The organism is Arthrobacter sp. UYP6, from assembly GCF_040547315.1.
GTDB lineage: Bacteria > Actinomycetota > Actinomycetes > Actinomycetales > Micrococcaceae > Arthrobacter_B.
Genome location: NZ_JBEPPM010000008.1, coordinates 111,875 through 124,187, shown reverse-complemented (window position 1 = coordinate 124,187; position 12,313 = coordinate 111,875). Strand labels below are relative to the sequence as shown.

At 66.8% G+C, this 12,313-nt stretch carries 10 protein-coding genes; 1 reads left to right on the top strand and 9 read right to left on the bottom strand.

Features of this window, described 5'->3' with window-relative positions; all coding sequences use genetic code 11:
- Nucleotides 1-3 precede the first annotated feature (3 nt).
- The 3 genes from ABIB35_RS08790 to arsB all read right to left on the bottom strand — a co-directional run bounded on the left by ABIB35_RS08790 (nt 4) and on the right by arsB (nt 3,512).
- Complete coding sequence (locus tag ABIB35_RS08790; RefSeq protein WP_354180638.1) at nt 4-525, bottom strand: hypothetical protein; 522 nt, start codon at nt 523-525, stop codon at nt 4-6.
- Nucleotides 526-615: 90 nt separating this feature from the next.
- Nucleotides 616-2,394 carry an arsenate reductase/protein-tyrosine-phosphatase family protein gene (locus ABIB35_RS08785; protein ID WP_502915757.1) on the bottom strand — a complete coding sequence of 593 codons (1,779 nt, stop codon included), beginning with the start codon at nt 2,392-2,394 and terminating at the stop codon, nt 616-618.
- A complete protein-coding gene (arsB, locus tag ABIB35_RS08775) occupies nt 2,391-3,512 on the bottom strand; it encodes an ACR3 family arsenite efflux transporter (protein ID WP_354180637.1) in 1,122 nt (373 codons plus the stop codon). Before arsB ends, ABIB35_RS08785 begins: the two co-directional genes overlap by 4 nt.
- Nucleotides 3,513-3,619: 107 nt before the next feature.
- On the opposite strand from arsB, the gene ABIB35_RS08770 reads away from it, so the two are divergent.
- Nucleotides 3,620-3,976: an ArsR/SmtB family transcription factor gene (locus ABIB35_RS08770; RefSeq protein WP_354180635.1), complete on the top strand. Its 357-nt coding sequence runs from the start codon at nt 3,620-3,622 to the stop codon at nt 3,974-3,976.
- Here ABIB35_RS08770 and ABIB35_RS08765 read toward each other — a convergent pair.
- The 6 genes from ABIB35_RS08765 to ABIB35_RS08740 all read right to left on the bottom strand — a co-directional run bounded on the left by ABIB35_RS08765 (nt 3,973) and on the right by ABIB35_RS08740 (nt 12,191).
- Entirely contained in the window at nt 3,973-5,133 is a 1,161-nt protein-coding gene (locus tag ABIB35_RS08765) for an NAD(P)/FAD-dependent oxidoreductase (protein ID WP_354180633.1), read from the bottom strand. The genes ABIB35_RS08770 and ABIB35_RS08765 overlap by 4 nt on opposite strands.
- An 8-nt stretch (nt 5,134-5,141) precedes the next feature.
- The gene (locus ABIB35_RS08760) at nt 5,142-6,767 is read right to left on the bottom strand and encodes a GMC family oxidoreductase (protein ID WP_354180631.1); all 1,626 of its coding nucleotides are present in this window, start codon (nt 6,765-6,767) and stop codon (nt 5,142-5,144) included.
- Nucleotides 6,764-7,405, bottom strand: coding sequence for a hypothetical protein (locus ABIB35_RS08755; RefSeq protein WP_354180629.1), 642 nt, complete (start codon nt 7,403-7,405; stop codon nt 6,764-6,766). Before ABIB35_RS08755 ends, ABIB35_RS08760 begins: the two co-directional genes overlap by 4 nt.
- Nucleotides 7,402-8,439, bottom strand: coding sequence for an NAD(P)-dependent alcohol dehydrogenase (locus tag ABIB35_RS08750; protein WP_354180627.1), 1,038 nt, complete (start codon nt 8,437-8,439; stop codon nt 7,402-7,404). Before ABIB35_RS08750 ends, ABIB35_RS08755 begins: the two co-directional genes overlap by 4 nt.
- A gap of 492 nt (nt 8,440-8,931) precedes the next feature.
- A complete protein-coding gene (locus ABIB35_RS08745) occupies nt 8,932-9,897 on the bottom strand; it encodes a D-2-hydroxyacid dehydrogenase (RefSeq protein WP_354180626.1) in 966 nt (321 codons plus the stop codon).
- A gap of 101 nt (nt 9,898-9,998) precedes the next feature.
- Entirely contained in the window at nt 9,999-12,191 is a 2,193-nt protein-coding gene (locus ABIB35_RS08740; RefSeq protein ID WP_354180624.1) for a hypothetical protein, read from the bottom strand.
- Nucleotides 12,192-12,313: the final 122 nt, after the last annotated feature.

The following is a 12,313-nucleotide window of genomic DNA, read 5'->3' as shown; positions in this document are numbered from 1 at the left end:
GATTCAGGCTGCCGGGTAGGCCCGGCGGAACAGGAGTGCCTGCACCGTCAGCAGGATCACGGCGCCCAGCATTCCGAAGACCATCGCGAAGGGCCCAAGCGAGTACAGGTTGGACTCCAGCTCCGGGCTCAGCAACGTGGTCTCAGCAGTCACATCGGAGGCGCCGGGGCCGGCGGTGTCCACCGCGTAGGTATCCCAATTCGGCTCGAAGACCCCAAAAAGCCATCCCAGCCCGGCAATTAGCGTCAATGCCACCAGCGCCCACGCTGCCCACAGGCTCAGATTCCGGCGCTGCACCGCCGGAGGGCCCGCCGGCACCTGCCCGGGCACGCTGCCGTTGTCCGCGCCGGTGGAGTCCGGACGTTCATCAGAGCCGGAAGACTGGCCGGCAACCGGTTCTGCGTCCGCCTGTGCTCCGCGGCCGCTGCCGTCGTCGAGCACTTCGACCCAGTTTCCGGTGCGTCCTGGTTCGGGCCGGGCGTAGTGGCGGTATTCCTCTTCCGGCGTGCGCTGTTGATTCCCCATGCGGGGAGCCTAGCGCAGAGCGGCGGCTTCCGCGCAGAACACGCAAATACCTGCGAGATTCTCAGTGCGGGCCGGGCACCCGCGGCGCACTCACCGTTCGGCGGACCTCCCGTGGGCCAGGCCGGTGGGAATGCCCAGGAACGCCGGCTCCGGCGCACTGCAGCACGACGTCGGCGCGGGCTCAGCTGCCGGAGCGTCGCAGCTGCCGCCAAGGTCAGTGGAGCAGACACCGGTTTCGGGCAGCACCAGCTGCACGTCGTCGGCGGCCTGCTGGTCTCCGGCCAGGGCCGCGGCAATGGAGCGGACCTGCTCGTAGCCGGTGGCCATCAGGAACGTGGGCGCCCGGCCATAGGACTTCATGCCAACAATGTAGAAGTCCTTTTCCGGATGGGACAGGAGCCTGGCGCCGTGCGGCGTCACCGTTCCGCAGCTGTGGAATTCGGGGTCGATCAGCGGGCCGAGGTCCCGCGGTGCTTCCACCACGGGGTCCAGGTCCAGCCGGATTTCACGCAGCAGGTCCAGGTCCGGACGGAAGCCGGTGGCCGGAACCAGCAGGTCCACGTCCAGCTGCTTTTCGCCGTGGGGCGTGCTGCCCTGCACGACCAGGCTGTCCGCGGCCTTGAAGCCGGTGATGGTGAAGGAGGGATACAGCTCGATTCGCCCCTCCTGCACCAGGGCGCGCAGCCGGCTGCCCAGTGCCCCTCGGGCGGGCAGCTCGTCGAGGTCGCCGCCGCCGTAAACGCCGGCGGCCGAGGCGCTGCGGATGGCCCAGCTGATCCGGATGCCGGGCTCCTGCTCTGCCAGCTCGCCCAGAGCCAGCAGGGTGTTTGCGGCCGAATGTCCGGCTCCGACCACCAGGACGTGCTGGCCGGCAAACCGGGCCCGGTCCCGACCAAGAACGTCCGGCAGCGGTCCGGTGATGAGCCCCGCCGCAGAGGCTTCGGCCTCCCCCGGTGCGGCAAGTCCGGACCGGCCCAGCGGGTTCTGCGTGTGCCAGGTTCCGGAGGCGTCGATGACGGCGCAGGCCCGGTAGTCGGTGATCGCTCCCTCGGCGTCCTGAACACGGATCAGGAACGGGGTGTTTTCCCGGCCGCCGGCGCGGGTTTTATCCAGGCCGTCGCGGCTGACTGCCAGAACCCGGCTGGAGGTGTGCAGCGCCCCGGCGATCGCCGGAATTGCCGCCAGCGGCTGCAGGTACTGCTCCCACAGATCGGCACCGGTGGGCAGCGTCTCGGTGGCGGGTTCCTGCCACCCGGCGGCGGTGAGCAGGCGGCGGGCGGCGGGATCGACGTCGTACTGCCAGGGCGAGAACAGACGGATGTGTCCCCAGTCCGCCACCGCGGCGGCCGGTGTTTCGCCGGCCTCAAAGATGATCGGCGTCAGGCCGCGTTCCAGCAGCTGCGCGGCTGCGGCCAGGCCCACGGGCCCGGCACCGATCACGGCAACGGGAAGTGTCGGCAGCAGGTCGGCGATCAGATCCTGGATCCGGGCCTTGATGTCATCGCGGATGGGCCGGACGGCGGCCACGCCCTGTCCGGCGGGGTCCTCGAGCGCCCAGTCCTCGTAGCGTTTGCCGGGGAAGATCGGGCAGGCATCGCCGCAGCCCATGGTGATGACGACGTCGGATTCCTGCACCGCCTCGGTGGTCAGGACCTTGGGCAGTTCGGCGGACATGTCGATGCCGTCCTCGGCCATGGCCTCCACGGCGGCGGGGTTGACGGAGTCCGCCGGCGCGGAGCCGGCGGACCGGACCTCGATCCGCCCTTCGCCGAGGGTACGCAGGTAGGCCGCGGCCATCTGGGACCGGCCGGCGTTGTGCACGCAGACAAACAGAACGGAGGGCTTGGCGGCGTTGGGCGTGGTGGTCATGGGTTGATCTTTCCTGCGGGTGCGGGTACGGCGGAGCGGGCGGCTTCGTTTGCGGGCCAGTATTTCTTCTGCGCCCAGAGGGCAACGTAGACCAGGGCCACCAGCACGGGGACCTCAATCAGCGGGCCGACGACGCCGGCCAGCGCCTGCCCGGACGTCACGCCGTAGGTGCCGATCGCCACCGCGATGGCGAGTTCAAAGTTGTTGCCCGCCGCAGTGAAGGCCAGCGTGGTGGTGCGGGGATAGCCCAGGTTCAGGAGCTTGCCCAGCAGCATGCCGGCGCCGAACACCACCACAAAATAGACCAGCAGCGGCAGTGCGATCCGGGCGACGTCGAGGGGGCGGGACGTGACTTCGTCCCCCTGCAGGGCAAACAGCAGCACAATGGTGAACAGCAGTCCGTAGAGTGCCCAGGGGCCCAGCTTCGGCAGGAACGTACCCTCATACCAGTGACGGCCCTTAGCTTTTTCACCGAGGGTGCGGGTCAGAAAGCCGGCGAGCAGCGGAATCCCCAGGAAAATCAGGACGCTGAGTGTGATGGCCCAGAAGGAGAATCCCGTGCTGGTGGTTTCCAGGCCGAGCCAGCCGGGCAGGACCTGCAGATAGAACCAGCCCAGTGCGCCGAACGCGAGCACCTGGAAGACGGAATTGATGGCCACGAGCACGGCCGCGGCTTCACGGTCCCCACACGCCAGGTCATTCCAGATCATCACCATGGCAATACAGCGGGCCAGACCCACAATGATCAGTCCGGTGCGGTATTCGGGCAGATCCGGGAGAAAGATCCACGCCAGGGCGAACATAAACGCCGGTGCGGCCACCCAGTTCAGCACCAGCGAAGTGATCATCAGCTTCCGGTCCGCCACCACTGCGCGGGTTTCGTTGTAGCGGACCTTGGCCAGCACCGGATACATCATCACCAGCAGCCCGACGGCGATGGGCAGCGACACGTTGGCCACCTTGAGCGAATCCAGCGCGGATCCAATGCCGGGCACCAGCCGGCCCAGCAGCAGTCCGGCGGCCATGGCGGCAATGATCCACACGGGCAGGAACCGGTCCAGGGTTGAGAGCCGGGCGGTGACCTGACCGGTGTGGGGTGGTGCGGCGGGGGTGCTCACGTAACTCCTCTGAAAGCCTGCCAGGGCAAGCATCGAAATCTATCGATATGTGGTTCTTGAGTATCTCCGCAGACATCGACGGATGTCAATCTGTGCATAATGGAAGCGTGAACACCACACCCACAGCCGCTGATCCGGTTGCCGCCGCCTGCTGCACCCCGCTGACCCGGGAGGTACTGGGCGCCGAGGAGGCCGTACAGTTTGCCCGGTTGCTGAAGGCGGTTGCCGAGCCCACTCGGCTGCGGCTGGTCTCCCTGATCGCGGCACAGGAGAATCAGGAAGCCTGTGTCTGTGACCTGACGGAACCGTTTGGGCTGGGTCAGCCCACCATTTCCCATCATCTGAAGATCCTGGTGGACGCGGGCATCCTGCACCGCGAAAAACGCGGTGTCTGGGCCTATTACTCCATCATTCCCGGCGCCCTGGAGCGGGCCGCAGCCGTTCTTTCCCCGCAGGAAGCTTAGCCGCCGGGCACTGCAGCATCAGGGGCCAGCCGCTCCGGGCGGAACGGAGCCAGCAGCGGATGCCGCCGTCCGGTCATGATCTCCCGGGCCAGCAGCTCTCCGGCGATCAGTCCCAGGGTCGCCCCGGAATGCGTAAACGCGGCGTAGCAGCCGGGTACCCCGGCCAGCTCCCCCAGCACGGGTAGGCCGTCGCCGGGCACCGGCTTCAGTCCGATCCGCCAGCTCTGCGCCACCAGCCGCGGATGCCCGGCCAGCAGGGCCGACGCTTCGTCCACCAGATCCAGCACCATCTGAGGATCAACTGACCAGCCGCCGTTCTCGTTGCGGGTGATCGAGTCCAGATACCAGGTGGAATCCATCGCCAGCCTCGAACCCGGATGCGGACGCACGGACGCCCGCGGAGTATTCAACACCGCCCGCAGGCCGTGCACCTTGGGCGCGGTCACCACCAGCATCGCCGGCTCCGAACTGTCCGGCAGCCCGACCCCCAGCCTCCCCAGGACCTCCGGTGTGCCGGCGCCGGCTGCCACCACAACGGCGTCGGCCGGGTACAGTTCCCCGCCCCCGCTGCGGAGCCCGACGGCGGCCCCTGCCTCCAGCGCGACGGAGACCGGACCCGCAGCCGTCACCAGCGTGCCGCCGCGAAGTTCGAACTCCCGCAGCAGGTGCCGGATCAGGTGCGGCAAACTCACCCAGCCCTCGCCCGGGTTGAACAGCAGTGTGGGCGGCAGGGCCGCGGGATCCAGACCGGAGACCACACGGGGGATCTCGTCCGCCGGAACCAGCCGCGCATCGTACCCCTGGTCCTGCTGCGCCTCACATCTCGCAGCGAGCGCCGGGTTGGCCGCAGTCTGGGAGGCACCGCCGTCGGGCGCCGTCATCTCCCAGTACAGTCCGCCGTCGAAACGCAGCCAGTCGATGTCCGGGTTCTCCGCGAGCAGGGTCCGGTAGCGGTCCATGCCGGCCAGCCGCAGCCGGTGATAGTCCGGCGAGTAGCCGCCGCCGGAATTCAGCCAGGAAAAGGACCGCCCCGACGCCCCGCTGGCCGGGTGCGCCTCCGTCACCAGCGTGACCGAGGCGCCGCCGCGCAGCAGCTGCACGGCGGTGGAAACGCCCAGGATGCCGGCTCCGAGCACGGCGACCTGCGGAGAAGTCACCGCCGGGCTCAGATCTCGCCCAACGCCATCTGCGCCGACAGGTACTCGGCCTGCCGGATGGCCAGCGCCACGATCGTCAGTGTGGGGTTGGCCGCGGCGCCGGTGGTGAACTGCGAGCCGTCGGAGATGAACAGGTTCGGCACGTCGTGCGTCTGGCCAAACCCGTTACATACCCCGTCCTCGGGGCGGGCACTCATCCGGGCGGTGCCCAGGTTGTGGGTGGAGGGATAGGGCGGCGTCCGCACCACCGACGTTGACCCCACTGCCTCATACAGCGCGGAGCCCTGGCCGTACGCGTGTTCGCGCATGGCGGCGTCGTTGGCATGATCGTCAAAGTGCACGTTGGGCACCGGCAGTCCCAGCGGATCGGTGACCGTGGTGTTCAGCGTGACCCGGTTGGTTTCCTGCGGCAAGTCCTCCCCCACGATCCACAGTCCGGCCGTGCGCCGGTAGCCGTCCAGGATCGCCGCGAAGCCCGGTCCCCAGGCGCCCGGATCCACAAAGGAGGCCAGAAACGCCGGACCCAGCGAAATGGTCTCCATGTAGTAACCGCCGGCAAATCCGCGGTCCGGATCGTGCCGGGACTCGTCGGCGATCAGCCCGGCCATGGTTTCCCCGCGGTACATGTGCACCGGCGCCTCGAACTGCGCATACACCGAGCCGGTGGTGTGGCGCATGTAGTTCCGCCCCACCTGGCCCGAGGAATTGGCCAGCCCGTCCGGAAACAGCGGCGAGCCCGAGAGCAGCAGCAGCCGCGGCGTTTCGATCGCGTTGCCGGCCACCGCCACCACCCTCGCCTTTTGGTGGTGCAGCTGCCCGCCGCCGTCGGCGTACACCACGCCGTCCACCTTGCCCTCGGGCGTGGAGGTGATCTGCACCGCCTGGCTGTCCGGGCGCAGATCCAGCCGGCCCGTCTTCAGTGATTTGGGAATCTCCGAGACCAGCGTGGACCACTTGGCACCGGATTTGTCGCCCTGGAAGTTGAAGCCGTCCTGCACGGAAGCGGGCCGTCCGTCGTAGGGCTCGGCGTTGGTGGCGTAGGGGCCGGTGGCGAAGTGCCGGTAGCCCAGCTTCTCGGCACCGTTGGCAAAGACCTTGTAATTGTTGTTCGCCGGCAGCGGCGGCCGCCCGTGGACGTGGGTGGAGCCCATCTTCCGCTCGGCGCGGTCATAGTAGGGTTCCAGGTCTTCCAGGGTCAGCGGCCAGTCCAGCAGGTTGGCGCCGTCGATCCGTCCGTACGCGGTGCGGGCCGCGAACTCGTGCGCCTTGAACCTCGGGGTGGCGCCGGACCAGTGCGTGGTGGTGCCGCCCACCGCCTTCACAATCCAGGCCGGCAGGTTGGGAAAGTCGCGGGCGATGCGCCAAGTACCGGAGGTGGTGCGCGGATCCAGCCAGGCCATCTGGTTGAACGCTTCCCACTCGTTGTTCACATAATCCGAGTTGGTCAGCAACGGCCCGGCTTCGAGCAGCACCACCTTTACGCCCTTTTCCACCAGTTCGTGGGCCAGCGTGCCGCCGCCGGCTCCGGAACCGATGACGACGACGACGGACTCGTCGTCGAGCTCAAAGCGCGCCGACCCGGCGAGCGGGTCTGCGGAGCCGGTGGGAGAGAAACTGCTGATTGCTTCGCTCATTTGCTTCCTCCTCCGTGCTGCTTCGGTGCCTGGGATCCGGTGCCTGAGTCCGGGGCGGGTCCGGCGGCCCGGGCGGCTGCCGATCCGGCCGCGGCGTCGCGGTCCGGCGCTGACTGGGGTGACTGGGGCGACTGGCCGGCCTGGGTGACCGGATAGGGCAGCGGCCCGGAGTCCGGTACGGAAATCTCCGGGCCGTCCACGCGCGGCGTCGGCAGCCAGTCCAAGTCGTCGAAGCCGCGGTGCAGGTACCCGCCCTTGTCAAAGGAGGGACCCTCGTACCCCAGCACGTCCCAGACCTGCGGATCATCGTAGAGGTTCAATACGGTGGTGCGGCGGATGAAGCCGAAGAACTCCAGATCGGCGACCCGGCGCAGCACAGCAAGCGCCCGTTCGTCGGAGAGTTCCAGGAAGGGTTCCTCCGACTGGGCGCCCAGGGCAATGAGCCCCTGGGTCAGGACCACCCGGAACCATGTGGAGGCATCGGCTTCGGTGACAATCCTGCTGGTCATCCGCTCGTAGGCTTCCTCCGGAAAACCGGGATGCGGAAAGGCCGTTTTGATGATGCGCTTGAGGATGGCGCGGGCTTCTGGCGTGAGGGTGGTTTCGTTGAGGGTGGGATATTTGGCCGGATACGTCATGGGGTTCTTCCTCCTGCTGGCGGGATGAGGATGCCGCGGCCGGTGAGTTTTCCGGCGTCGAGGTCGTGTATGGCCTGGATTGCATCGTCCAGGTCATAGGCGGTGGTGTGCAGGGTGATGTTGCCCTGGGCGGTGAGCGTCATCAGCTCCACCAGGTCCTGATAGGTGCCCACCAGGTTCCCCACCACGGAAATCTCCCGGGAGATCAGCTCAATGGTGGGAATCCGCACCTCCCCGCCGTAGCCGATCGCATAGTAGCTGCCCCGGTTACGGAGCATCTCCAGACCCTGCGCCTCGGTGCCGTGTTCGCCCACAAAGTCGAAGACCACGTGTGCTCCCCCGTCGGTGGCTTCCAGGACTGCTGCCGTGTCCGGGCTGCGCAGCACGGTGTCCGCTCCCAGCGTTGCGGCGAGTTCCAGGGCTGCCTCGGAGGTATCAATGACGGTGATGGTGGCGGCGGTGAGCGCTTTGAGCGACTGCACGCCGATGTGTCCCAGCCCGCCGGCGCCGATCACCACGGCCTGGGTGCCGGGATACAGCAGCGGCGCAGCCTTGCGGACCGCGTGGTAGGCGGTCAGGCCGGCATCGGCCAGTGCCGCAATGTCCGCGGGCTGCAGCGAGGGGTCCAGCTTCACCACTGCGCGGGCGTTGGTTTTGAGCTGTTCGGCCATGCCGCCGTCGGTGTTCAGTCCCGGGAACAGGGCGTTCTCGCAGTGCGAGTCAACACCTTCCCGGCAGGCCGCGCACAGGCCGCAGGTCACCAGCGGATGCATGATCACGGTGTCCCCGGGGGCCACATTGGAGACTGCGGAGCCAACCTCGCGGACCCAGCCGGCGTTTTCGTGGCCCAATATATAGGGCAGCCGGGGATGCTGGATCGCGTCCCACTGGCCCTCGATGACGTGCAGGTCCGTCCGGCACAGACCGGCAGCCCCCACGTCCACAATCACATCCCAGGGGCCGGTGATCTTCGGTTCGGGCACTTCGTCAATGTGTGGATCCTCGCCGTAGCGGTGCACGCGGACAGCTTTCACGCCGCACTTCCTTCTTCGTTGAATTCCGTCAGCAGTCGATCCCCCAGTCTTATCCGGGGTCGACGCAGGGTCAACGGGTAAGTGGATCGCAACGGAATACGGGAGCCTGCGGCCGGCTCCTTTCCCGCCGTCGCCCATGCCGAGTGTCGAGAACATGCCACTCTCCCCCGCCGAGTGTAGAGACGATGCCACTCCCACGCCGCGAAAGCCGCATCCTCGCTACACTCGACGCAGCAAAACGGCACCACCGCGACACTCGATCCGAGGGTTTCGGGATCCAAGGTTTCCGGGCCCAGGGTTTCGGGGGCTGAGGATTGGGGCTGGGTTTAGGGCCAAGGGCGGCTCAGCTTTCCCCGCCTCCCCGCCATCGCCGTCGAGTGTCGTGAGGATGCCACTCTCCCCCGTCGAGTGTAGAGACGATGCCACTCGCACGCCGCGAAAGCCGCATCGTCGCGACACTCGACGCCGCCTAACGGCAGCCGACGCCGAGCACTACGACGCGACGAATCCCAGCTTCTTGTCAACGACGTTCATCATCGGCCGGCCGGATTTCCACGCGGCGAGGTTGTCCGCAAACTGCTGTGCCAGCAGCGGCAGTTGATGGGTCGCATCACCGGAGAGATGGGGCGTGATGAGCACATTCTCCAGCGCCCAGAGTCCGCTGGATTCCGGCAGCGGCTCGGTCTCGAAGACATCCAGCGCCGCACCGGCCAGCTGCCCGGTCCGCAGGGCTTCCTCCAGCGCCGCCTCATCCGCGAGGGCTCCGCGGCCCACGTTGATAACCACCGCCGTCGGCTTCAGAGCTGCCAGGACCTCCCGCCCCAGCATGCCCCGCGATGCCGGTGTCAGCGGCGCCGCCAGCACCACATAGTCAAAGTTCCCGGCGACGGCGGCGAAGTCGGCGCTGGCGTGGACGGTACCGAAGTCCGGATCGCCGGTGCGTGCGGTGCGCCCCAGCCCCTGTACCTGCATCCCGACGGCGGTAAGCAGCCTCGCGGTGCAGCGGCCGATGCTTCCGGTTCCGGCCACCAGCACCGAAGCCCCGGCCAGATCGGAAGTGGCGTAGCGGTTCCACTGCTTTTGCTGCTGCTGGGCTAACGCGCGGCCAAAGTTCTTGGCGAAGTGCAGCAGGGCCGCCAGCACATGCTCGGCCATGGGCCGGTCGAAGACGCCCCGGGCGTTAGTCAGAACGACGTCGGAAGCCACCAGCTCGGGAAACATCAGTTTGTCCACTCCGGCGGCCGGCACATGGATCCACTGCAGCGAGCCGGCGGCGGGCCAGGCGCGGCGGACGCCGTCGGCAAAGAAGTCCCAGAGGTAGAGGATGTCCGCACCGGCCAGGGCATGGGGCAGGCCGGCCGCATCGGTAACCCTGACCTCTGCCTCCCGCTGGAGCTCACAAAGCCCCGTCACAGGCTTATTTCCGGCAAGGACAGTGATCACGGGCTGAGGCTGCATGTGTCCCAGCCTACGGTCAGCAGAAGCAGAAACCGGCCGGTGCAACGCGCGCACCGACCGGTTTCTTCACTCAGGCAGACTTCCTTCCTCAGGCAGACTTCCTACTTGGCAACAAGCTCCAGGGTGTAGTCGACCTCGTCGCCGCCGCCGGCACCCTTCTGCAGTTCAACCGTCAGCTCCTGGCCCATGCCTTCCGTCACCGGAACGGTCAGGTCCTCCAGGTCATTCGTCACGGGCACCTTGTAGGTCTTTCCGTCCAGGGTCAGCGCCAGCGTTCCGGGCTTGTCCCAGGCCGAGCCGTAGCCCTCGGAAGTCACCAGCAGTTCCACCTCGCCGCCCTTGGGAACATCCAGGACATGGGTCTTTGTGGGACCGGGGTAATCATCGAGGGTGAGGTAGTTGTACTGCTCGTTCTCATACCCGTCGATCATCGGCGGTGCCGTGAATTCCTCCAGCACCATGGAACCGGAGTACTGCACATCGTTGCCCTTCTCCGCGAACTCATCGGCCCATTCCGAGCCGGCGAAGATGACAACCTTGTATTCCCCGGCGGGGGTTTCAACCGGGGAGTAGCTGCTGGAGGAGGTGATTTCCTCGCGGCCATCCTGCGAGTAGACGGTGAAGCTGCTGTAGTCCCTCCCGTCCGCCGCGCCCTGGAGCGTGGTGTCTTCGTCCAGCTTCAGCGTCTTGACCGCATAACCGGCGGAGTTGAACGTGAGGTCCGTCTTTTCGCCAAATGTCAGGGTTCCGGCCGGATCCTCGCTGCGGGCCAGGTCCAGCATGGCCAGGGCCTGTTCGCGGGTGAGGGAATCCATCCATTGCAGGGCCCAGTCGGTGGTGGTGTCCATCAGACTGACTTTCCACGTACCGTCTTCCTTGATGCTGGACAGGCTCAGCGGCGGCAGGGCACGCACAATGGCGTCTTGCTGGAAGCTGCCGTTGGTCATGACATAGCCGGACTTGCCGCGGCAGATTTCCTCGGAACCGCTGACTTCAATGCAGTCGGTGGTCAGGCGCACCGTTTCGCCTTGAGCTTCCATTTCCAGGTCTTCCACCACGGCCCGGCCGCGGTCACCGTCCTTCTCCGCGTCCTTGAAGGTATTGGACTTCAGCTCCATGCCAAAGCCGGTTCCGCCGTCCATGGCTTTATCCACGGCGCCGCCGTAGTAGTGAACGGCGTTGCCTTCATAGCTGGTGAGGTAATTGCCCAGGTCCGTGAACCTGCCGCTTTCCAGGATCCCGGGAACCGCTCCGATGAGGGCCTGCGCAGCCTCCGCCGGTGAGTCGCTGCCGTCGGTGCCCTCGGGCAGACTGCCGCGTTCGGAATCGGTGTACTGGGTGACCATTTCCAGTCCGCTGTAGAGCGGGCTCACATACCAGCGGCCGTCATCCTTCACAGCGGCCAGCAGCAGGCCCTCGCCGTCCACGCCCAGCTCCGAGAGGTCCTTGGTCTCGTCGATCGCGTCCATTTCGTCAGCGGCTTCCAGACCGGAGCGGACGGCGCCCTTGGTCTGCTCGGGGTCCACCTGCAGCCGGACGGTTCCCGAGGTGAACTTCAGGATGGCCAGCTGGTCATCAACCTCGGTGACCTCCGGAGCCACGTTTTCGAACGTGACAGTGATGCCGTCGAAGTTGATCTCACTGTCGGCCTCCTGCGTGTTCTCCCCCACCTTGTTGGCGGCCTCGATAATCCCGAAGTCCTCGATCTTTTCGGTGACACCCTCACGGAATTTATCCAGGGATTCACGTTCCGCCGGGGCCACCATGGTGACCAGGCCAATACCGTCCTTGGTTTCGATGGATTCCATCAGCTTTTCCGCGACCTGCTCCGGAGAACCCGCGCCGCCGCGCACCATGTTCTGGATGAACAGGAAAGCGCCCACGCCCAGTGCCAGCACGACGACGGCGACGGCACCCAGGATGATTGCCTTGCGGTTGGTCTTCTTTTCGGGATTCGGGGCGTCGCCGCCGGCCGGGCCGTCCGGCCCGGATCCGTCACCACCGCCAGTCCCGCTGCCGGACCCCGGCGGCACCGTGAATCCTTCGCCGCGCGGCGGCGTAGGGGACGCGTGGTCCGGCGTGCCCGTCTCGATAATGGGAGTGGCACCATCAGCAGACGGTTCACCGCCCACGGGGGCAGCTGCACCCGGCAGGGCCGCTGCTGGAACCGAGGCTCCCGGCTCGTCTGCCGCGGGATCTTCCCTGCTGTCCTGAGGTGGCCCGCCGTCTTCGACGGGTCGACGGCAATTGGCGCAGAAACGCCATTCCGGCTGCAGTTTAGTGCCGCAGGACATACAGAAATTCACTTTTATTCTTCCCCCATGATCAGTTCCGGGGCATGCACAGTGATAGCCCCCCGGAAATTACAGTGCAATGTTTGGGAGCCTAACAGAGGCTCCCGGCGTATCCGAAAATT